This window comes from Streptomyces olivochromogenes, assembly GCF_021538895.1.
GTDB lineage: Bacteria > Actinomycetota > Actinomycetes > Streptomycetales > Streptomycetaceae > Streptomyces > Streptomyces olivochromogenes_A.
The window spans coordinates 43,379-64,673 of the sequence record NZ_JADDRL010000035.1 but is presented as its reverse complement, the minus strand read 5'-3'; the positions used below and the strand labels follow the sequence as shown (position 1 = coordinate 64,673).

Below are 21,295 nucleotides of genomic sequence, written 5' to 3'. Positions count from 1 at the left end.
CAGCGGCCTTCCTTCCTGCTAGTCGTGGTGGGCGGCGGCGGAGGCGTGGGCCAGGCCCGCGTCGTCCATGGCCTGGATGTCCTGGCCGTAGGTCCGGCCGACCGACATGGCCGCGATCCGGGCGGCCTCGGAGGCGACCTCGCACTCGGTGGCGCACTGTTCGGCCAGCTGCTTCATGCGCATCGCGGCGTCGGCCAGGTCGGTGATCTGGTCGACGACCTCAGTGGCGATGTTGTGGTCACCAACCAGGTCGGCGGCCATGTCCCGCAGGGCGTCGGCGACCTTGCCGAGCGCGACGGCCAGGTCCTGGGCGCGGTCCTTGTCGAGCTCTGCGGCGATCGCGATGTTTACGATCTCCGTCAGGTACTCGCCGAAGGTGATGTCGGTACGGTGCTGGGCCGCCATACCGGCCTGGCCCGACACGGTCTTGTTGACCTCCGTCACGGGGTCCTCCTGTGCAGTTGGTCGGGTGGTTCCAGGCCGCTGGGCGTGCGGTTCCGGTGCGGGCGGCAGGCCGGCCACGCTGGAGACGCCAGCTTTGAAGGGATCGGCCGGGTCGTCAACGATCACCGCATCCTCGATGTCATCTTCAGCCGGTTCGGACTTCGGCTTTCCGGTTTCGTGGCCAGGCCATTCCCATCCGAACCTGTCGTCAGGTTGGCGGGGCTCGCCGCTCGAATCGCCCGAAGAGGATGTGGGATCGCCTTTGCTGAACTTGTCCTTGATCCGCTGGCCGAACGACCGCTGGTCTCCGCGGTTCTTGGCGCCGTCCTTCCCTCCAGAGCCGTCAGACGGCTTCTCACCGTCCTTCTTTGAGTCGTCCTGCAGGCCGTCAGCGGCTGGTTCAGGGCCGTCCTTGGGCATCTTCTTGGTGGTGGCGTCGGCATCCTTGGCGCCGTCGCCGTCCTTCGCGTCCTTGGCGTCGGTGTCCGGCTTCGCCTTCTTGCCGTCGCCGTCCTTGGCGGCCTTGTCCTTCGCGTCCGCGCGGCGCTTGTCCCAGCGACGCTGGGCTTCCTCCGCCACGGCCGCGCCCAGCGTGGTGCGGCCGGTGTCGCCGGCCTTCGCCGCGTCCCGCCTGGCCTGCTTCGCAGCGGCTCGTTCGGCTTTGGACCTGCGGCGATCCTCCCGGGCGGCCTGCTTGTCCGCGCGGGCCCGCTCCTGAGCCGGGCTGGAGGCCGATGAGTTCGACGTCTTACCGCCGTCGCCCTTCGAACCGCCCTTGCCCGATCCGGAGTTGCCCGAACCGCCATTCTTGCCTGGGCCAGAGCCACCGGGAACGTTCTGGCGACCCTTGGAGCCGCCGGGTGACTCGTTGCTCTTCGAGCCGCCGCTACGGCCACCTGCAGAGCGATCAGGGCCTTTCCCCGTGCCCTTGGGGGAGTTGCCACCCCCTTGCGGGGCGCCGCCGCCGCCGCCGCCGGCCTTTGAGCGGCCCTTGTCTGCGCCCATGCCCGAGCTGGACGACCGCGTGCAATCCGCGTCGGCCTTGCCGCGTGCGGCCGCCTTGTCGGCCTTCGCTTTCATCACCGCCTGATGGAGCTTGCCGCGCTGCTCCATCAGCGCGGTTTCCTGAGCGGTGCGGGCCTCCAATAGCGCAACCTTGCGCGCTATTTCCGCTTCCCGGAACGGCGCTTCGCTTTCATGCCGCGCCCGAGCTGCCTCGATCCGGTATTCCAGCCAGTCACCCAGCCGGTCGGCGAGAGAGCGCGGCTGCTCATATTCGCTGTCGTATTCCTCTTCGCCGGTTTCTTCTTCCGGCTCCGCGGACGGGATTCCATCCGCCCTGAGGGCGACTTCCGGATCAGGGGCTGCCGGAATGGGTGGGAGATCCATGGTGGTCTCTTCCGGGGATTCCGGCGAAATATCCGGTGCCGGGAAGAGCCGGCCGGGGTCAGCGAGGTCAGGTGGCCGGTCCAGTACGCCCCCGGGCTGGGGGAAGCTGATGAGCCGCCCCTCGGTCTCGTCCTCCGACACGGCCTCACCTCCTTCGGTTCGGGCTTGGCAGTGCGTGACCACCTCGCGTACGCGTGCGCGCGCCTGGGCGTGTGGGTGTGTGGGCGCCTGGGCGTTGGGACACGGCAAGGGGCCGCTGCCGAGTGCGGCTGGCCCCCTTCGCAGGCGTGGCGGCCGGTTACTGGGTGTGCTTGAGGTAGACGGCGTGGAGATCGCGATACAGCGCCCGCAGCGCCGCCACGTCCCCGCGCTTCATCGCCTTCTTGCCGTGCGTCTGCACCAACATCATCAGAAAATAGAAAGCGCCGAGATCCTCGCCGTGTTTCTGGAGGAAAGACTCCCGCTGGCTCAGCAGATATTCGCGGGAACGCTGCGCCGTGAGCTCGGATTTTAGAAGCGGCCGGGTCACGCGGATTCCCGGTTCCGTCCGAGGTCGTAAATGGACGCAGGGACGGTATGACCCTGATTCGATGCCTGATGTTCACCCTGCTGCTGCATAGAATTCTGTGCGGCCTGGAGCTGCGGATTCTTCTTTCGCTGCTTCTCCAGTTCCCTTTCCTTTCGCTTCTGCGGGAGTGCCTTCACCTCGTCGGTGAAGATGTTGCGTTTGTATGCCGCTTTTTCCAGCCCGCCGGTCAGGCCGTTCAGGTGCCGTAGGACGTTCTTCAGCGCCTTCTCGACCGGCTGAGCGCGCAACCGGGCGTGGTACCAGCGGTCCCCTTCCACGTGGGTCTCGCGCAGATGCACGCGCGTCTCACGGGCGAGAACCTCCAGGTTGGAGCCGATGTCCAGCAGGACCCGCTGGATGTCGGCCAGGTACCGGGCGGTCGCTTCCGGGGACTGCGCGACGTCGCGCAGGGGCGAGTAATTCGGGTCGTTACTGCTGTTCACGGCGAGAATTCCTCCTGCTGTACTGGGGGATCTGGGACTGCTTCCGGCAGTCGCAGCGGAGGGTCAGCCCGATTCGAGCGGGCTGACCCTCACTGGTGGTGCCGGAAGTACGGGTCAGGGGCGGTATCCGCCTACGAGCAAGTCGGCTGCCTCCTGGCGGTACTTCGACGCGGTGTCTGTGGAGGAGACCGCCATCTCGCGCTGGATGTCAGCGATCGAGATCACCCGGCACAGCTCACGATGGATGCCGTCGGGCTCCAGACCAACGGTCACCAGGCCGGCCGCGAATGCCATGCGAGCCACCTTCCGGATCGCCCGCTCGCGCGGCGTGAGCTTCGCGACGTCCTCGATTTCGACTGCGCGCCGCTCGATTTCGGCGGCGGCCAGCCGCCTTTCGGCAGTAACGAACTCGGTTTCGGCCTCCCGCTTGCGTGCCTCCTGCGTGTTGGCGTCGGCAACCGCCTTGCGCTCGGCCTCCTGCGCCGCGAGCCCGTCGGATTCGGCAGCCCGGCGACGGGCTTCGGCAGCAGCCTCCTCCGTTTCGGCAGCGGCCCGATCGGCTTCGGCTGCACGCCGCCGCGCCTCCGCGACCTTGGCCGTCTCGATCGCCCGGCCCTCCACCGCAGCGACTCGGTCTGCCTCCGCCGCTTCCTTCCGCTTCTCGGCTGCCTGGCTCTCCAGCTCGGCCGCGCGGACATCCGCGGCGGCCTTCGCCTCGCGCTCCTCAGCTTCCTTGCGCCTCCCCTCAGCCTCGCGGGCGCGGCTGTCCGCGACCACGGCCGTCTCCATCGCCTGTTCCTCCAGCTCAGCGGCCCGCTCTGCGGCGCTGGCCTGGGCTCGGGCCTGAGCTCGGGCCTGCGCGGTCTTGCCTTCCACCCGAGCCCGGACAGCCTCCAACTCGCCGTCTGCCTCCAGCCGGTCGGCTTCGGCCTTCTTCTGCGCGCGCTCGCGGCGCGTCTCCGCGTCCAGCCGCCGCTGCTCGGCTTCCTCCGCTCGTTCCTCTGCCTCGCGTTCCTGCTGCTCAGGCAGGGCGAGGGCCTCAGAGACGGTGTAACCGTAGGCAGCCATCTTCAGCGGCAGCCGCTCATCCTCACTCGCCTTGGAGAGGTCGCCGGTGTACTTGCGCCTGAGCCACTGCGCGTAGGCGATGAGCTCCTGCTGGCGCCGGATCATCTCGGGGTAACTGGAGACCCCGTACAGCCGCATCCGGCGGTAGAACCGCGGCGTGGCAATGGGAGAGAGGATCCAGCGGTGCAGCGGGATCCGGTCCGTGTGCGTACCGGCTTCGAGCTGTGCCTTCTTGATGAACAGCCGCCGAGCGGCCTCCACTCCGATCACGAACAGCAGCGGCATGACGCCGTGACTTGCGGACTTGACCGGGTCGGCGGCGATGCGGCCCTGCGAGGACGCGTTGAACCAGATCGTGGCGCCGGTCATGGCGTGTGCGGCGAGCCGGAGCAGAGGCCACGGGGTGTCCTTGCGGATCAGGTACAGGTCCAGCGCGAGGAACGCGATGATGCTCGCATCCACGCCGACCGGGAACCAGGGCGCCAGCTTCTCAGTGAACCCCCAGCTCAGGGCCACCTCAGCGAGGGTGCTGTAGGACATGGCGAAGCCGATAACGCCGACCAGCGTCCCGCCGAGCGCGGCGGCGAGCGACAAGGCGGCCATCAGGCCGTCGCGCCTGGGCTTGATCGGATTCCGCTTCCGTGTCCGCGAAACGCCTCCGGCCATTCCCGAAACGCTCTCGGAGGCATCCGAAACGGGAGTCGGCGGGCGCGAAACGGGGGTACCGGATGCCGCGCCCCGCGGCACATCAGTGATCGTCATGAGGGCCTCCGAAAAGGGTCGTTCAGGGGGTGCGAGAAACCGTGGGGGCCGCTCCCGAAACGCGGGCGGCTGCTTTCGAAATGGCGGTGGGCGGAGCCGAAACGGCTATCGAAGGGCCGTTGCCTTCCGGGAGCGGGCCGTGCTGAAGGCCAGCTGCCCGGGGTACGGGCCTTGGGTCCAGGAGCGTGCTGGGGAATGCCCGCGAAACTGCCCGCAGCTCCCGCCAGACACGAGTGAAGCCGGCCTGCCCGACTCCCCGTCACCGCCCGCCCCGGCCGCCAAGGGCCAACGGTCGGTGCGGACGGATCAGACAGCCGCCAGAACGGATCAGACCTCGTCTGTCTCCTCGACCAGAACTGCGCTCGCGATCAGGACATCTGCAGCTGAGTCGAGCCGGTTGGCCTCGTACTGCGGACTGTCCGGCGCGGAGTGGCCCTGGTACACGTCCATCCGGAAGTCGTCGGGCATGGCGGATCCCTCCAGCAAGTGACTGGGTCCGGGCTGTCCGGCTCCCCGTCACCGCCCGACCCGGCCGCCATGAATCAGCGGTCGGTGCGGGCGGATCAGGCAGTCGTCAGGCCGTGACCGTGAGGGGACGGTGCGGAGAAAGAACCCGGCCGTCGGGGAGCAACTCGCCGGTGTCCTCGAAAACCAGGACGCCGTTGCACAGCAAGCTCCAGCCCTGCTCCGGGTGGCTGGCCACGGCGGCCGCGGCCTCGCGGTCCGCGCTGTCAGCGGTCGGGCAGCGCGGCGTGTGCATGCACAGGACGTCCGGCAGTTGGCGATGCAGGCCGGTGTCGTCCTGTGATGTCGTAAGCGGGATGGTCCGCGCCATGAGGGTCCTCCTACGAGAGGGAGCAGGCTTGGGACGATCCCGGACCTGCGAGATGAGAAAGGCCGTCCGCCCGCGTGGCGGGCGGTCGGCCGGGGAGAAAGCCGCAGGGTGGCGAGTTGGATGCCTGTCCCGCGCGGCGGTCAGCTCCGTTTGCGGAGCCGACTGAGGTGCGCGTCCTGGAGCCGTTCGAACGACTCGTACAGGCGCTGGCCTTCCGGACACCGCGTGTCCGGCGAGTAGCTCGTGCACTGCCGCTCGTGTCCGCGGCGGGCCCGGTTGGCGGCCATGTAGCGGTTCATACAGGTCGTCAGGCACGCGGACCCTGCTTGCAGGCGTCGCAGACACCGCCGGACCAGCCCTCGAACCAACCGCCGCACTTCGAGCACTGCCCGCCGACCGCGGCGGGGGCCTCACGGACCAGGTGATCGGAAGTCGTCCATACCGACCCAATGGCGAACGGCTCGCTGCCTGGCTGCAGCACGTCTTTGACGATCAGCGCCCACCCCGCGCGCCGACGCAGGAGTCCGGTGGCCTGCTCAGGGTCGCGGACAGCAGCCAGCACCTCAAACGCACCGTCGACGTTCTGATAGATCGCGCCCACGCCACGCGGACCAATCTCCGCGTCGACAACTCGGCGCAGCACCTCAGTCCCCACGCGCTGACCTGGGTGTGGCCGGCCGGTTGGCTCGGAGGGCTGACGGCCGTCCCGCTCATGCGGGCTGGGACGCGTGGGGAGTAAGGGCCGCTCTTCCATGATGAGAGGGAGTGTCATGCTGGGCATGCAGGTCGGTTCCTTCCACAGTGACCTGCGACAAGAACCCCCAGGGGCGCAATCCCTGGGGGTTCGTCGCGCTATTGCGGCCCCGCAGCGGATCGGGCGGGGAGTGCGCCCTGCGCACTCCGGCGCCCGCCGACCCCGAGGCGGGGCGACGGGCGCCGGGCAGCGCAGGCTGCCAGTTGTCACCTCTGTTTTTGCGCGCGGTGGCGCGCAGCACGCCGCTTCATCGAACGACGCTCCGCCTCGGACAGCCCGCCCCAGACGCCATCGGTCTGCCCAGACTCCAACGCCCACTGCAGACACTGCTCGATGACTGGACAGCGGCGGCACACAGCCTTGGCCTCCTCGATCTGCAGGAATGCCGGGCCGGTGTCGCCGATCGGGAAGAACAGCTCGGGATCCTCCTCGCGGCAGGCCGCGTTGTGGCGCCAGTCCATGCCACTCACCGTCCCTCGCGAACACGGCGCAAGGCCTCGTCCATGTCCGGATCCGAGTCGGTCGTGCCGATCGGGCGTGCGATGCTCGTCTGCATCAGGTCCTCCACTCAGGTCCTGGACAGCCCCCGGGGGTCTCAAGTCGTCGGGGCTGTCGTCGTCCGGTTCGTACGAGCAGCCACGGCCGCCGTCCTCCCTGTGTGCGTCGGGAGGACGGCGGCCGTGGTCGTTCGTCGCGGTTTGTTCAGGCGTTGCGGCTCAAGTGGTTTCGGGCGATTCCGGTTATGCGGGCGGCGAGCTGGCGGCTGGCGTTACACGGGGCCCCGCTATTGCACGGCGGGCAGGAGGCACGGTGCTCGCGGAAGGCAGTCCGCAGTTGCCCGTAGATCGGGGTAGCCGGAGCGGCGGCGATCTGGGCTGTGCGACGGATCCGCTGGCGCAGCTCGATGACGCAGCCACAGCGGCCAGCCCGGCAGCGGGGGCAGTCGCTCTGAAGGTGTTCGGCAAGCTGCTCGCGCAGAGGGCGCGTGGCGGCGGGCATCTGGACCGGGGCGGGCGCCACCTGCGGGCGGGGCTTACGGATCGGGCGGACTGTGCGACGCCCGACGGCCGTGGACTCGGCCGTGAGCAGGCGCTCGCTCCACTGCTCGAGGGTGATGTCGATGTCGATGCGCTGCGCGCTGCCGGGGCAACGACGCCCGCCCGCCGGCTTGTCGCCTAAGTAGCGGCGTTCACCGCTCTTCGGGGCGGCGACGCCGTCGCGGTGCGGCGTGATCATCGAGCGTGTGAGGCGCTGCCAGGTCTGACAGCGCGGGCAGACCCCCATACGGGGCTCGTTCTCACGGAGGCTGAGGTGTTCGGGCCGCATGGTGCTGGCCTTGATGGGGGTGCGTCCGTTGTGGCGCATCAGGTGTCTCCCTTGCTGTTGCGTTCTCCGCCGGGCAGGAGCTGGACCAGGCCCTGTTCCTGATCGACGGGCAGCGCAACGGCTGCGGGGGCGCAACTGGCTGCTGCTCTCGGAGGACCGCGTCGAACTCGTCACCCCGGGCCGGCGTATAAGCACGGACAACCAGACGTATGAAGTTGAGTGGCAGGGGCGTGTCGCCCAGAAGCCCGGGGGAGGTTGGTGGAGTTCTCAACCCCGGCCACCCGCGGTAAAGGAGTGGCGGCCTCCTGCGCTGGAGCGTGACGGGGCGGTTTGCCCTGACCGCAGAGTCTGCGGCTGACCTGCCCCGCTAGCTCTCGGGATCAGAAGCATGCAAAACGGACTCAGGGATTCGAAGTGTGCCGGTCGCGCCGTCTCCAGGCTTGTACGGCTGTCCGTTCCTGTAGGCCGGGAGAAAGCCCTGGTGGATCCAGCGGTAGACGGTGGCTGGGTGCACTCGGAAGTGCGTCGCGACGTCTCGAACTCGCAGCACTGCGCCTCCGTTCAAGTGATTCGCATCTGTCGACAGACAGTAATAGCTTGCTGAATAAGGTAGCAAGCATCGCGCGCAGATTTGGCCAGCCAGCACCCCTCAGGCATAAGCATCAAGGGATTAAGGTTGGGGAGGTCAGGGGACACATCGTCAATACGAGGGGAGGCTCAAGAGATGGCCGAGATGCAGCGACCAACGGACTCGCTCGCCTACGTAACGCCTCGCGCGGAAGGGCAAGTGGACGCCTGGAGCGAAGAGTCGCAGCACCGGGGGAGCCAGCGACTTACTGAGGTCGCGGAGGTCGACCCACCACAGGAAGTGGCTGCAGCGCTCCGTCTCTCCCCTGGCGAGAAGGCCGCTGTGCGCCGACGCGTCATCCTGCTCGACGGCGACCCCATCGAGCTCGCCGACTCGTACTACCCGCTCTGTATCGCCCGCGGAACGGCTCTGGCAGAAAAGCGAAAGATCAAGGGTGGCGCCCCGACCCTGCTTGCAGAGCTTGGCTACCGAGCTCGACGCGTATGCGAAGACCTTGAGTTCCGGGAAGCAGACAACTTCGAGTGCACAGCCCTCGTGCTTCCCGCTGGGGCCACTGTGCTCACCCTGCTACGCGCAACGGCTGGCGAAGGCGGGAGCCCATTCGAAGTGCAGCACATGGTCATGAAGGCGCCTCGTCGCCTCCACTACGAGGTCGAGGTCGACTGACATGCCCGAACCGCACGAGGACAAGCGCCCACTGGCCGAGCGGATTGCCGCCGACATCCGCAAGTTGATCATGTCAGGCGAGTGGGAGCCCGGTAGGAAGGTACCGACGAACGAGAAGCTCAGAGAGCAGTTCCGTACGTCCAACGTCACCATCCAGCGCGCTCTTCAGATTCTCAAAGACGAGAAGTTCCTCGAAGGGCAGGCGGGCGTGGGCGTCTTCGTGCGCGACGAGCGTGCTCAGACGATCATCCCCGCCCACTACATCGCTCCCTCGGATCCGGGGCAGCCGTACCGCTGGCTAACAGAGGCCACCAAGAGGCAGCAGCGCGGGAAGTACCGGATGCTCGAAGTCGGTGAAGTTGTACCGCCAGTTGAGGTGGCGCGTGCTCTCCGTCTTGATGGGGAGGGCACCGCAACGCTTCGGTCGCGGATTGGGTTCCTCGACGACCAGCCAGCCGAGCTTGTGCACTCGTACTACCCGATAGAGCTGGCGCGCGGAACGCGCCTCGAAGACCGGCGCCTTATCCCTGGCGGGTCGCCGGCTCTGCTGCACGAGATGGGCTACCCGACTCGGTCTCAGGACGACGCGGTAGCGGCCAGGCCGGCCACAACGGAGGAATACGAGGCACTTGAGATCCCCCGAGATGTGCCGGTGCTTGAGGTCTTCCGCATTGTCTATAGCGACGACGAGAAGCCGATCGAGGTCACCATCCTGACCAAGCCGGCGCACCGCTTCAAGATGGGCTACCACATCCAACTTTGAAGTACCGCCAGCTTCGCCCCCGGCCGTCGGCTGGGGGCTTTCGCGTGCGCGACCATGGAGGCTTGATACAAGAATGAATACGGGCTACGGTCTGTGACGTAAGAGCAGCCAATGCCAAGCATGCAGCTGGGAGCGGCATGTCTGTGCTCATCGGATACTGCCGCGCCAGGAGTAGGCGCTGTCGCTGGTGGAGTGACTGACGTCGATGTCTCTTTAAAACGCCAATGAGACGGCGCAAGTAAGGGTGCGTGGGGGTCCCCGTCCAGCGGACTCGTGCGCTGCGGGTGGGGTGGCGTCGTCGGCGGGTTCGCGCTTGCTCTCTCGCAAATGACGAAGCGCCAGGAGGGCGCTTCGTCCTGCCCTCCTTCGTAGCAGTGGAAGGCGAGACCCGTGTTACAGGGTGCTGCCCTTTGCCGGCCTGCACATGCCCGAATCGCACGCTTTGTGGCTTACGCCTGGTTGCAGTTTTGCTCGCAATCAGGCCGGCTGCCATGCGTCGGAGCCGTGGTGGAGTGCCCGCCTGGTCGCTCACAAGGAGCCCGGTGAGCGCCGTGGCGGTAGCTCTTTCTCCGCGGTCGTCACAGGATGAAAGGGCTTTTGGATGCCTGCGTACTGTGCCGACGACGGAGCAGGTGGTCGCAGGGACCAAATCGCGACGGTGCGGGCCGCGGTGGTGGCTTCGATCGATCGAGTGGCTGGTGGGTGCAGACCTGCATCCGCGTGTGTCGATGACGACAGTGACGGTCGCGCGCGACCTGGCGGCACGGATGGACTACGACACAGGCCAGGTGCGCTACTGCCTCGCGGGCATGGTAGCGAGGCTCGGGTTGTCGCGGGCAACGATCGGCCGGCACGTGTCCTACCTGCGTGAGATGGGCTCGCTCGTTTGGGCGGTGCACGGCACTAGGGTCAACGTGCGCAGGGCGCGTGGCCTGGGCGGATATGCCGGTACGGCGACGGTCTACGCGGCGGTGATCCCACCGGTCTACGACCACGCCATGGGACACGGCATCGTCGGGAGCGGCTACAGCGCGCGCGTTGTCATCGACCAGCGCGGCCAGGCTCCTGCCGCTGTCCAGCCTGCGAAGCCTGTGGATAACCCCCCTGTGGATCACCGAAGTTCGGCACCCAGTGAGACCCCTTCCCTTACTCGGGTTAGGTGTGTGGGAAAGGCTCAGGTAGTGGGTGGTAAAGACTCTTCTACCGCTGCGCGGGCAGCCGCCCAGATCTCCTCCCGCCGCAAGAAGCGCAGGCTCACGATCCTCGGATACAAGATCACCAGCGAGCGCATCGAACAGGCCCGCCGTCTTGCCGTGTCGGTACGGCCGCAGGTGCACTGGATCCAGACCTCCCGCTACGACCAACTCTCCTGGGTGCTGTTGGACATGGTCGCCATGGGCTGGTCCGAACCGAAGATCGTGCTCTGGCTCCACCAGGTCGGCCACACCGCAGGCACACGCCGCTGGCGGCCCCGCTCACCACACCGTCTCATCGCCGCAGCCCTGCGCCGCCACGACCACGCAGCCACCCAGAAGACGATCGTCCAGGGCCCCGACTACGAGCAGGCCGCGCGCCACAGCACGGCCCCCAACAACGCCTTCCAGCAAGCCCGCGAAAAGGTCCAGCCGGACATGCGACAGGGCGTGGAGTACCCAGCACTGGATGACATCCCGGAGGACATCTGGGACCGGGCCATCCTGCACCACGCTGTAGACGCGGCCCTGGTCCGTTCGTTCGCGCTGCACGTCGGCCGAGACGAGACCATACGCGTCTACGGCAGCAAGGCGGCAGAAATCCTTGACGCCGCAGACGAGAACGCCCGAGCCGGACTGGCCTCCCGCGCCTCGTCTCCGGAAGCCATCTGCCCCATCCCTGCGTCCTGACCGCCACCGGCTGCGCGAGGGACATCTATGGCTCACCTCCGCTCACGCGGGGACGACGGGCAGCGACCGCCGTTCGAGGGCTTCGTTGTAGAGCGCCCCCCGCACGCGCAGGGACGACAACTCCGGCGCCCCGTCCGGCAACGACCTGCTGGAGCCACCCCCGCACACGCGGGGACGACGGTGGGTAGACGGAGACGCCGACCGACGTCGGCGAGCTACCCCCGCGCGTGCGGGGACGACCTGCACGCCGCTATTGCGCCCGGGAGCAGACTGCCAGCCCGCCGACGACCTTCCTGTGCTCGGGGCCAATCCCTTTGTCCGCGCGACTATCCCTGGCGGGTTCGGGGATCTACGCAGGCTCTGGGTGATGCCCTGCTTCGAGCTGGGACCATCCCCGCGCCCGCGGGGAGCACACCGCCGTCCGACGGGGCATCGGACAGGACCCGGACCATCCCCGCTCGCGCGGGGACCACCCCACGACTCGGCCAGCCGGACCTTCAATCAGGGGACCATCCCCGCGCCTGCGGGGAGCACGGCTTTGCGGGCGTCGATGATCCACTGCGGTTGGGGCCATCCCCGCTCGCGCGGGGAGCACTCGTGCAGCTTGAGCAGCCTGACCCGGCGTTCGGGAGCATCCCCGCTCGCGCGGGGAGCACGGTCGACGAAGTCACCACCAGCTAGACCGCCGGGGACCATCCCCGCTCTCGCGGGGAGCACGGAACCTCTTTGATCTCGTCCGGGTACTGGAAGGGGCCATCCTCACTCGCGCGGGGAGCACAGGTGGTCGGTCAGGGAGGTGTTGCCGCAGAGGGGACCCATCCCTGCGCCTGCGGGGAGCACGCTACGCGGTCGGTTCGTGAGCTGGCGCTGGCGGGACCATCCCCGCGCCTGCAGGGAGCAGACCACCAGCTTGTCGCCCCCGTGGTGCCAGAAGGGATCATCCCCGCGCCTGCGGGGAGCACCAGGGGCCCGGAGTAGTGGCGTTACGCAATCTGGGAGCATCCCCGCGTGTGCGGGGAGCAGATGGCGGCCATGCGGCCTGCGGCGCCCTGGTCGGGACCATCCCCGCTCGCGCGGGGAGCACTGTGGCGGTTGCATCGGACACGCGCTGTGCCCAGGGACCATCCCCGCTCGCGCGGGGAGCACTTGGTCACGAACGGTGTCAGCGTCGGCAGCGTGGGACGATCCCCGCTCGCGCGGGGAGCACATCACGGCGTGACAGATGCCGTAGAGGGCTGAGGGACCATCCCCGCTCGCGCGGGGAGCACTCATCCTCGACCGGGGTCGGGACTTCGGACAGGGGACCATCCCCGCTCGCGCGGGGAGCACTGCCCGTGGGACGGCTGGCGGCCAGGCGGACGGGGGCCATCCCCGCTCGCGCGGGGAGCACGGATGAGGACAAGCGTGTTCGCCTCGCGGTGGAGGGATCATCCCCGCTCGCGCGGGGAGCACCACCTCGGCGAACTCGGTGTCGTCCTTGGCCTGGGACAGGCGCGGGGAGCACGCAGATCCCCAAGTTCCGGGTTATTGCCCAGAGGGACCATCCCCGCCTGCGCGGGGAGCACACCGGCAACGACCCAGGCGAGGAATTCGCCTCAGGACCATCCCCGCAGGCGCGGGGGAGCAGACGTACAGCCCGGCCGCGTTCTACCGGGTGCGGGAACTATCCCCGCGTGTGCGGGGAGCAGTTGGCGACGGCGACTCCCATTCCGCGGCGGGTGGGACCATCCCTGCGGGTGCGGGGAGCAGCGTGTTCGTGGGGCTGGGCGGGATCATCAACGCGGGACCATCCCCGCGGGTGCGGGGAGCAGTCTTGGAGCTCGTTTGTCGGGCTGCTGAAGCCGGGACCATCCCCGCGGGTGCGGGGAGCAGAGCAGCCGCTGATACTCCGCCCGCTGCCGGCGAACCGACGAAATGGCGCTCGCGGGGTGACGGAATGCGTTGGGCGACGAAATGAGTGGGTCCACAGCGGCGGAAGCGTGTGGCGGTGTACGGCTTCGGCTGATCAAGGCTGATGTCTTGTGAGGTGACGCTGAAGGTCGATGTGGCGGAACTGGTACACCGCTCCCACCTGTCGCAGTACGCCTCGCCGCTCGTGGGCATCAGCGAGGAAAGTCATGAAACGCCAGGGCAGGTGTCCCAATAGGGCCAGTCTTATCCGTGCCACCAGAAAATCCACCCACACCGACCGAGCAAGTCCGATCAGAAGGCCGACCGGGATCCCAAAGACAAGACCGAACAGGAACCGGCCTGCGAGCCCGGCCGGGTCTACTCCAAACCCAAGTTCCAGCAAGGTCGCAAGGACGCTCGCGAGTGCGCCCGCGAGTCCGCCCGCGACCGTAAGAACACAGAAGGTGCGGCGGTCCCTAGCCAGGATCACGCCTGGCCCCACGGTCTTGTCCAGGTCCGGGTGTACCGACCTCAGTCCTCCCAGGACCACGAACGGAAGCCCGCCCGCGAGTCCGCTGATAAGGCCGGTCCGGAACCCGTACGTGGAGCCGACCAAGGACCCGAAGATCAATCCGAACAAGAATCCGAAGCTGAGCCCTACCGTGAACCAGGACTTCCCTTTCCAGCTCCAGCGGATCGCAGAACTTGGCTTTCTCCTTCCTGCGGACGAGGCGAGCATTGTTGCCGGCACCAGGCACAGCATCACAAGGACGAGCCACGAAGTGATTCCGGCCGCGAGGTCTCCCTCGAACGGCACCAGTAGGAGGAGTGGCAACGAGCCGATGAGCCCGACCGTGAGCCCAACCGTGATTTCCTGAAAGTGCCGGAGGACTTTGGAGAGTTGCCACCAGGCGAGGTCGGGGGTGCCATCGAGGGTGTCTTGGAGGTGGCCGGCCAGGAAGGTGAACGTGCGCTGGGCCTGTTGGGCGCTCCACCGTACGGGGTGGTGGCGGTAGGCGGCGGGGATGAAGGCAGCAAACAGGTGAGTGTCGATGTCCTGGCGAGTGGGGAAGCGGGCCTGGTCGATGAGTTCGCTGGGGTCGGGGAGGGCGACGATCTGTTCGTCGGGGCGGGGGTTGTAGATGGTGCGAGCCAAGAACAGGCCAAGTGGGGTGCTCAGTGCCTGGGAGACAGGGGTGTCGGTGCTCAGTGAAGCGGTGACCCGTCTCCAGCGGTTTGCAGCCCCGGTGCCGGAACCTCCGGCGTCGCGTTCCAGATAGGCGGCCGCTTTCGCGGGATCCAGTGGGAGGAGGCGGATGCCTGCGGCTCCATTCAGGAGAAGGGTGGTCCCGGCTGGCGTTGCCAGGGCGCTCCGATACTCGGCGGTGCGGCTGGAGAGCACCAGCGGCTGGCCGGCAGGTAGTACCTGGTTGATGTTGTCCAGGGCCCTGGCACGCATGGCCTGGGGGACTTCGTCCAGGCCGTCGAGGATGGGCAGGATCAGCCGCTCCGCAAGCAGAGCGCGTGCTTGGGTGACGGTTCCGGCTGGCGACAGGTCGGCGGGAACGAGTGCGCGCAGGGCAGGGTGGTCGCGGATGAGCTCGTCGGCCATCCAGGTGTACAGGTCCTGCCGCACTGGATCCCACGCTGCGAGAGAGAACAAGACCGGGACCGGGCCACCGGACGTCCGGTTTTTGAGCAGAGCAAGCAGGAAGCGAATGAACAGCACGGTCTTGCCGGAGCCGGATTCGCCGAGGATGACCAGGCGGCGGGTGGGGACGCGTTCGAAGACCTGGGCGATCTCACCCCCACTGCCGGCCAGCCCTCGAGGGCTCGCAGCCCACGTGAAGGTGGCTTCGGGGGACTGGCCTGGCCAGTCACCGGCCAGCTCCTTCAAGTGGGGCCACGATTCAACCAGGTCCGCTTCGGCTGCGACCCATTCGACCGACAGCGGGAAAGGGTCGTTGAGACGGCGTACCTGTGCCTCAGTCTCCCACTGTTGATGTACCCCTCGGGCGAGTTGGTCGGCCACGTCCTCCAGCCGGGCGGGCGTTGGTCCGCTCTTGCCAAGTCGGAGCACGGCGATCACCGCGGCCGGTATCCCCAGCAGGAGGGTGAACGCAGTGACAGCAGCGATCAGACTGGCGACTCGATGGCCGCGCGTGATGTACCACACCAAGAATGCGCCGGCCATGAGTACGAACAGCGGTGGAACCCACTTTGGTACACGTCTCACACGATGATCATGCAGGACCCCGAACGACATTCCCATGATTGACGTCGCTGCCGGAGCCGACCGGGAAGGCAAGCTGCGCAAGCCCAACGCTCGTGGCATGAGCCAGCGGCGTATCTCCGGGGAATCGGGCGCGTTGATCACGAAGATCGCTACACAAGGGCAACCCGCTGAGACCCAGGTCGGTAGTTCCGTCGGCAGCCCAAGGAGCCCCTAACCTCGAGTTGACTGGGACGGGCCGCCCACCGAAGTCTCACTCCGTCTGAGGCACCGCTGGTCACACTTCGGGGGCTACCTCATCGTCAGGGAGACACGTGATAGTTCACCCGGGAACCTTGACGGTCCAGCACGGGAAATCCACACAACGCGGGCCACGTTTCCGCAGGCCAGCGAATTCCGTCGGTAGACCCTGCCGGTCGGGACCATCCCCGCGGGTGCGGGGAGCAGGGGTCGGTGTCCCGCATCCGCCGCCACTCGGCGGGACCATCCCCGCGGGTGCGGGGAGCAGAGCACGTCGTGCACCCTCGACGTCCTCGGCGTGGGACCATCCCCGCGGGTGCGGGGAGCAGGCTGACCTGCATATCTATCGGGCAACAGGCTTGTAGTTCAGTACTTTCGCCGAAACGGACATATCGACCTGCCGCCGTAGAAGGGATGTTGCTGGCGGACCCCACCTCCGCTGCACGGACGGGAATTCAAGGCTCATCCCCTCGGCACACGGAGCACGTTGGCTCACGCCTAAGGGAGGATCTCCTCCCTGTAGTTGCGGGGAGCAGGCCGGGCCCCTGGCCCGGGTAGCCCGCCTTCGCGGGACCAGCGGTGATACTAGGCTGTTGGGTCCCAAACCCCGCTGAAGAGCGCCAGTTCTAGCAGGTCCGGGCTCGCGACAGGCCACCCGACTCCAGACTCGGCAAGCTGCCCGGCTGCGGCGGTCATCCACTCCAGATAGACGTCGTACCGGTGTGGCGTCCAGCCGCCGTCAGACCAGATCCAGTCAGCCACAGCCGCCACAGACGGCAGGCCCATGGCCAACCCGACTCGCGTAGCGTGGGCACGCAGAATGTTCGCGACCCTCTGGTCGAGGATCAGTGCTCGCGGAGAACTCGGGCCATCCACAGCCAGGTCCAGGAAATAGAAGAGTTTGGTGAAGAAGGCCGGGCCCAGTCCCTTCACCGCTCCGTACAGAACACGATAAGCCGCGGCCGCGTTGTCCTCCTTAAGCACCGAAGCTGCCTCCGCCAGTGCAGGTGCGACCGCCGGCTCCGCCAAGATCTCCTTGAGGCGGTGGGGACCGTATCCCGTTCTGCCCTGTCCCCACACATACGACGCCACAAGAGCCTCGGACCACTCGCGACGTTCGACTGCCTCCCCCACAGCCGCGACCACCTGGGCACGACTGACCATCGCGGTCCGCGCCTGTGTCAGCTCAGAAAACCGGTCAGGCCACGGCTCGACACCTGCCCAGTGCATAGGGGTGTACTCCACGGCGTGACCGCCGACCCCGGCCGCGTACCGAGCGCCAGCCCCAGACAACCATGCACCCAAGGTTTGGATGGCGGATGTCGGCAGCAGCCTCTTCATCAACTCGGCGTCCAGTGCGTCCGCGAGATCCTGTCTTCTCATTCTCGCCCCTCCCCACCCACAGTGTCTGCCATCCTGACCCGGGCCGCTGACAGACCTGGACAAGAAAGTGGTTCGGGCCGATCCGTCGCGGCATCCACCGCCCGTCAAATCCTCCCGACCATCCCCGCGCGAGCGGGCAGCACGCGCCCCTCAGGACACGGCCGGGCATCCGCGTGGGACCAGCCCCGTCTGCACAGGGAGCACCACATTCCTGATTATCGCGGTCGTAACGACAGGACCATCCCCGCTCGCGCGGGGAGCACCATATGCCCCAGATATTCGCCATGCAGACGGTGGGACCATCCCCGCCTGAGCGGGGAGCAGGAGCGGTACTTCGCGAACTCGCTCATCGGCATGGGGACATTCCCGCTGGTGTGGGCAGCACTGCAGCTTCCGCAGCCGCAGCCGGTCGTACTCAGAACCATCTCCGCGTCTGCGGGGAGCACGCCACCCCCAAGCGTGACGCCGCGTACGCCAAGGGACCATCCCCGCGTCTGTGGGGAGCACGCTCCGCCTCGAACCGCGTACGGGCGTGGATGGGAACCATCCCCGCGGGTGCGGGGAGCAAGACGGTACGCCCCTGGAATCGGGACCATCCCCATGGAGATGGGGAGCACGAGTAGGTGCATCGTGGCCAGCGAAAGTCTTGCTGGTTCGGTGCGCGAGCTTAGTCACGCCATCCTCTGCCTGTGCAGGCGGGTTTCAAGGCTCATGAGTCCTGGGAGTGGCCTGGTTTTGCCTCCGCCCAGCGGACCATGGGCAACCCTGCAACGGCAGAGACGGCGCTTGCCAGCGCCGTTGCGATCCCCCATCTGACCGCATCGTCATCGGGCTCTCCGAAGGGCAAGAACCTGCCCAGCAGGAGAGTCAACCAGAAGATGACGATCACTCCTGCGATCACCAGTAGCCATCGTAACCACCCGGGCATCGGACTCCCCTTGAATCGTTGTGCAGTTGGTGGCGATACTGGGGCACCCAAACCTGAGGTGTCAAACACCCCTGATCACAGTGCAGTTGGCGCCGAACGGCGGCTGCGACAACCCCAGGTCGCTATGGGCTGCCAGTTGCATGCCGGGGTCTCTATGCCAGAAGCAGTCACCTTGTGTGAGCGCTTGCTGTATTCATCAGACATGGCCTGTTCGAGGGGGCGCATTGCAGTTAGGGCTGAGTGGCCAGCTAGGGAAGCCCGCCAGGTCGGCGTGGGCCAAGTACGAGCCTGGTACGGACGGCTGGCTGCCGTTGTGGCGGCACATAGAGGACAGTGCTGCGGTAGCCGGCCTGCTGTGGGACGAGTGGCTGCCTGCTGGTCTGCGGAGGCTGATCGCTGAGCCGTTGCCCGGTGGGGAAGTGGACGGGCGCAAGCTCGTCGTCTGGCTCGCGGGTGTGCACGACATCGGCAAGGCCACCCCAGCATTCGCCTGCCAGGTGGATCAACTTGCCGATGCCATGCGGGAACAGGGTCTTGAGATGCGATCCCGCCAGGCGATGGGCCCGGATCGGCGGCTTGCGCCGCACGGGCTGGCTGGGCAAGTGCTGCTCGGTGAGTGGTTGGAGGAGCGGCACGGGTGGGTGCCGAAGCAGACGGGGCAGTTCACTGTCGCTGTCGGTGGCCATCATGGGGTGCCGCCGGAGAACGGCCAGATCAAGGCCCTGTACGACCATGAGGAGCTGCTGCGTACTCCGGGTCGCAGTAGCGGGGCATGGCGAGCTGTGCAGCATGAGTTGCTCGAGGCAACCGCGCAGCATTTCGGCGTGGAGGACAGGCTTGAGGCGTGGCGGACAGTGAAGCTGCCGCAGCCTGTGCAGGTCTTGCTCACTGCCGTGGTCATCGTGTCGGACTGGATCGCCAGCAACCCTGACCTTTTCCCGTACTTCCCGGATGCGGCGTCTTGTAGTGGCCAGGAGCGTCTGGCGGCCGCGTGGCGGGGGCTGGATCTGCCGGCGCCGTGGCGGGCGGAGGAGCCCGTGGGGGATGCGCAGGAGTTGCTGGTGTCCCGGTTCGGGCTTCCGGTGGGAGCGAAGGTTCGGCCGGTTCAGGAAGCGGCTGTGGGGCTTGCCCGGGAGATGGCTGTGCCGGGGCTGATGGTGATCGAGGCGCCGATGGGGGAGGGGAAGACCGAGGCCGCGCTTGCTGTGGCCGAGGTGTTCGCGGCGCGGTCGGGTGCGGGTGGGGTGTTTTTTGCGTTGCCCACGATGGCGACGGGCAACGCCATGTTCTCGCGTCTGCTGAAGTGGCTGAAGCGATTGCCCGGTGACGGCGGTGCCCGGCACTCGGTGCATCTGGCCCACTCCAAAGCGGCTCTCAATGAGGACTTCGCCGGGCTGCTGGCGCGGGGCGGGCGGGTTGCCGCGGTCGATCTGGATGCTGTGGTGTCTGCCGATGGGTCGGGGGACCGGGCGCGGTGTGCGAGTGCTGAGCTTGTGGCGCATGCCTGGCTGCGCGGTCGTAAGCGGGCGATGCTGGCGTCGTTCGTGGCCGGTACAGTCGACCAGCTGCTCTTCGCCGGGCTGAAGAGCCGACACCTGGCGCTGCGTCACCTCGCTGTCGCGGGCAAGGTCGTCGTGATCGACGAGGCGCATGCCTACGACGCCTATATGAGCGTGTATCTGGACCGGGTGCTGGCCTGGCTGGGGGCCTACAAGGTTCCGGTGGTCGTGCTGTCCGCGACCCTGCCTGCCGCGCGCCGACGGCAGTTGGTCGAGGCATACGCGGGTACCGCGGACCCGACCGAGGCTGTCGAGGGCATTCGGGAGTATCCGTTGCTGACCGCGGTCACCCCCGGTGGCGTTCCGGTGGTTCGCTGTCCGCAGGCTTCGGCCCGGACCACGGATGTGCGGTTGGAGCGCCTTGCCGATGGCCTGGATGTTCTCGCCGACCGGCTGGAGAGGGAGCTGGTGGACGGGGGCTGCGTCTTGGTCGTGCGGAACACGGTCAAGCGGGTGCTGGAGACCGCGGGGGTGCTGAAGGAGAGGTTCGGTGACGGTGCTGTCACGGTCGCGCACTCTTGTTTCGTCGACGTCGACCGTGCGGGCAAAGACAGTGATCTGCGGATGCGGTTCGGGCCGCCCGGCAAGGAGACGAGCAGGCCGGTGGGCAGGCACATCGTGGTGGCCAGCCAGGTGGCCGAGCAGTCCTTGGATGTGGACTTCGACCTGCTCGTCAGCGACTTGTGCCCGGTGGACCTGCTGCTGCAGCGGATGGGCCGGCTGCACCGCCATCAGCGCGGGGAAAACCAGGAAGATCGGCCTGTGCGGCTGCAGAAGGCACTGTGTCTGCTGACGGGTGCCGACTGGGAGATGGAGGTGCCCGCCCCAGTGCGCGGGTCGGTCGCGGTGTACGGGGCGTATGCGCTGCTGCGGTCGGCTGCGGTGCTGGGGCCCCATCTCGACGGCGGGCGGCAGCGTTGCGTGCGGCTTCCTGCGGATATCAGTCCGCTCGTGCAAGGGGCGTACGGCGAGGCGTCGGTCGGGCCAGAGTCTTGGGCGCAGGTGCTGCAGGAGGCGCGTGCGCAGTTCGAGGGGCATCGGGCCGACCAGGAAGGGCGGGCGGCGGTGTTCCGGCTCGGTGACGTCGGCCGCCCCGGCCGGCCTCTGTTCGGCTGGGTGGCAGCCGGGGTGGGCGACGCTGACGACACCCGGGCCGGGCGGGCGCAGGTCCGCGACAGCCGGGAGAGCCTTGAGGTCGTCGTCGTGCAGCGGCGTGCCGATGGCGCGCTGGCCACCCTGCCGTGGCTGGAGGCGGACAGGAAGGGGCGGGCGCGCGGTGGTCTCGTGCTGCCGCAGGATCAGGCCCCTGCGTCGTTCGTGGCGCGGGCGGCGGCCAGTTGCGGGCTGCGGCTTCCCATCCAGTTCTCCTATGCCGAGACCCTGGACCGGGCGATCGCGGAACTGGAGCAGCTGTATGTGCCCGCGTGGCAGGGCAAGGACAGTCCGTGGCTGTCTGACCAGCTGATTCTTGCGCTCGATGAGGATTGTCAGACCCGGCTGGCAGGATTTGCGCTTCGCTACAGCCCCTTCGACGGCCTGGAGGTGATCCGTGACTGAACCGACCGGGAGCAG

General features: G+C 67.6%; 16 protein-coding genes and 1 CRISPR repeat array. Of the genes, 4 read left to right on the top strand and 12 right to left on the bottom strand.

The features are described 5' to 3' along the window. Positions 1 to 18: 18 nt before the first annotated feature. The 10 genes from IPZ69_RS19430 to IPZ69_RS47855 all read right to left on the bottom strand — a co-directional run bounded on the left by IPZ69_RS19430 (position 19) and on the right by IPZ69_RS47855 (position 8,139). A complete protein-coding gene (locus tag IPZ69_RS19430) occupies positions 19 to 1,974 on the bottom strand; it encodes an ATP/GTP-binding protein (protein ID WP_235455421.1) in 1,956 nt (651 codons plus the stop codon). Positions 1,975 to 2,131: 157 nt separating this feature from the next. After that, positions 2,132 to 2,362 (bottom strand): carbohydrate ABC transporter, encoded by a 231-nt coding sequence (locus IPZ69_RS19425; RefSeq protein ID WP_235455420.1) that lies wholly within the window; start codon positions 2,360 to 2,362, stop codon positions 2,132 to 2,134. Further along, the gene (locus IPZ69_RS19420; RefSeq protein WP_235455419.1) at positions 2,359 to 2,844 is read right to left on the bottom strand and encodes a hypothetical protein; all 486 of its coding nucleotides are present in this window, start codon (positions 2,842 to 2,844) and stop codon (positions 2,359 to 2,361) included. The genes IPZ69_RS19425 and IPZ69_RS19420 overlap by 4 nt, the downstream gene beginning before the upstream one ends. Positions 2,845 to 2,958: 114 nt before the next feature. After that, complete coding sequence (locus tag IPZ69_RS19415; protein WP_235455418.1) at positions 2,959 to 4,674, bottom strand: DUF2637 domain-containing protein; 1,716 nt, start codon at positions 4,672 to 4,674, stop codon at positions 2,959 to 2,961. Between the two features lie 327 nt (positions 4,675 to 5,001). Further along, the gene (locus IPZ69_RS19410) at positions 5,002 to 5,142 is read right to left on the bottom strand and encodes a hypothetical protein (protein WP_235455417.1); all 141 of its coding nucleotides are present in this window, start codon (positions 5,140 to 5,142) and stop codon (positions 5,002 to 5,004) included. A gap of 106 nt (positions 5,143 to 5,248) precedes the next feature. Next, positions 5,249 to 5,440, bottom strand: coding sequence for a DUF5999 family protein (locus IPZ69_RS19405; RefSeq protein WP_308407504.1), 192 nt, complete (start codon positions 5,438 to 5,440; stop codon positions 5,249 to 5,251). Between the two features lie 376 nt (positions 5,441 to 5,816). Further along, a complete protein-coding gene (locus tag IPZ69_RS19400; RefSeq protein WP_235455415.1) occupies positions 5,817 to 6,164 on the bottom strand; it encodes a hypothetical protein in 348 nt (115 codons plus the stop codon). Between the two features lie 305 nt (positions 6,165 to 6,469). Then, on the bottom strand, positions 6,470 to 6,724 hold the full coding sequence (locus tag IPZ69_RS19395) for a WhiB family transcriptional regulator (RefSeq protein WP_235455414.1): 255 nt from the start codon (positions 6,722 to 6,724) through the stop codon (positions 6,470 to 6,472). A gap of 241 nt (positions 6,725 to 6,965) precedes the next feature. Then, positions 6,966 to 7,628 carry a hypothetical protein gene (locus tag IPZ69_RS19390; RefSeq protein WP_235455413.1) on the bottom strand — a complete coding sequence of 221 codons (663 nt, stop codon included), beginning with the start codon at positions 7,626 to 7,628 and terminating at the stop codon, positions 6,966 to 6,968. 328 nt (positions 7,629 to 7,956) lie between these two features. Continuing rightward, positions 7,957 to 8,139 carry a helix-turn-helix domain-containing protein gene (locus IPZ69_RS47855; protein ID WP_374293461.1) on the bottom strand — a complete coding sequence of 61 codons (183 nt, stop codon included), beginning with the start codon at positions 8,137 to 8,139 and terminating at the stop codon, positions 7,957 to 7,959. Between the two features lie 174 nt (positions 8,140 to 8,313). On the opposite strand from IPZ69_RS47855, the gene IPZ69_RS19385 reads away from it, so the two are divergent. The 3 genes from IPZ69_RS19385 to IPZ69_RS19375 all read left to right on the top strand — a co-directional run bounded on the left by IPZ69_RS19385 (position 8,314) and on the right by IPZ69_RS19375 (position 11,490). Further along, positions 8,314 to 8,844, top strand: coding sequence for a UTRA domain-containing protein (locus IPZ69_RS19385; RefSeq protein ID WP_235455412.1), 531 nt, complete (start codon positions 8,314 to 8,316; stop codon positions 8,842 to 8,844). A gap of 1 nt (position 8,845) precedes the next feature. Further along, complete coding sequence (locus IPZ69_RS19380; RefSeq protein ID WP_235455411.1) at positions 8,846 to 9,607, top strand: GntR family transcriptional regulator; 762 nt, start codon at positions 8,846 to 8,848, stop codon at positions 9,605 to 9,607. A gap of 728 nt (positions 9,608 to 10,335) precedes the next feature. Then, positions 10,336 to 11,490, top strand: a complete 1,155-nt coding sequence (locus IPZ69_RS19375; RefSeq protein WP_235455410.1) for a hypothetical protein — start codon at positions 10,336 to 10,338, stop codon at positions 11,488 to 11,490. Between the two features lie 937 nt (positions 11,491 to 12,427). Beyond that, positions 12,428 to 12,942: direct repeats of the CRISPR family, unit length 24 nt; unit sequence CATCCCCGCTCGCGCGGGGAGCAC. A gap of 553 nt (positions 12,943 to 13,495) precedes the next feature. On the opposite strand, the gene IPZ69_RS19370 is transcribed toward IPZ69_RS19375, so the two are convergent. Then, a complete protein-coding gene (locus IPZ69_RS19370) occupies positions 13,496 to 15,574 on the bottom strand; it encodes an NACHT domain-containing protein (protein WP_235455409.1) in 2,079 nt (692 codons plus the stop codon). An 864-nt stretch (positions 15,575 to 16,438) separates the two neighbouring features. Further along, positions 16,439 to 17,236, bottom strand: coding sequence for an 8-oxoguanine DNA glycosylase OGG fold protein (locus IPZ69_RS19365; protein ID WP_235455408.1), 798 nt, complete (start codon positions 17,234 to 17,236; stop codon positions 16,439 to 16,441). Between the two features lie 1,104 nt (positions 17,237 to 18,340). On the opposite strand from IPZ69_RS19365, the gene cas3 reads away from it, so the two are divergent. Next, positions 18,341 to 21,280, top strand: a complete 2,940-nt coding sequence (gene cas3, locus IPZ69_RS19360) for a CRISPR-associated helicase Cas3' (RefSeq protein WP_445330175.1) — start codon at positions 18,341 to 18,343, stop codon at positions 21,278 to 21,280. Positions 21,281 to 21,295 lie beyond the last annotated feature (15 nt).

Coding starts and splice junctions, on each gene's coding strand:
- IPZ69_RS19415 (WP_235455418.1), bottom strand. CDS start 4,674: ATGACGATCACTGATGTGCCGCGGGGCGCGGCATCCGGTACCCCCGTT.
- IPZ69_RS19410 (WP_235455417.1), bottom strand. CDS start 5,142: ATGCCCGACGACTTCCGGATGGACGTGTACCAGGGCCACTCCGCGCCG.
- IPZ69_RS19395 (WP_235455414.1), bottom strand. CDS start 6,724: ATGGACTGGCGCCACAACGCGGCCTGCCGCGAGGAGGATCCCGAGCTG.
- IPZ69_RS19390 (WP_235455413.1), bottom strand. CDS start 7,628: ATGCGCCACAACGGACGCACCCCCATCAAGGCCAGCACCATGCGGCCC.
- IPZ69_RS19385 (WP_235455412.1), top strand. CDS start 8,314: ATGGCCGAGATGCAGCGACCAACGGACTCGCTCGCCTACGTAACGCCT.
- IPZ69_RS19380 (WP_235455411.1), top strand. CDS start 8,846: ATGCCCGAACCGCACGAGGACAAGCGCCCACTGGCCGAGCGGATTGCC.
- IPZ69_RS19375 (WP_235455410.1), top strand. CDS start 10,336: ATGACGACAGTGACGGTCGCGCGCGACCTGGCGGCACGGATGGACTAC.
- IPZ69_RS19370 (WP_235455409.1), bottom strand. CDS start 15,574: ATGGCCGGCGCATTCTTGGTGTGGTACATCACGCGCGGCCATCGAGTC.
- IPZ69_RS19365 (WP_235455408.1), bottom strand. CDS start 17,236: ATGAGAAGACAGGATCTCGCGGACGCACTGGACGCCGAGTTGATGAAG.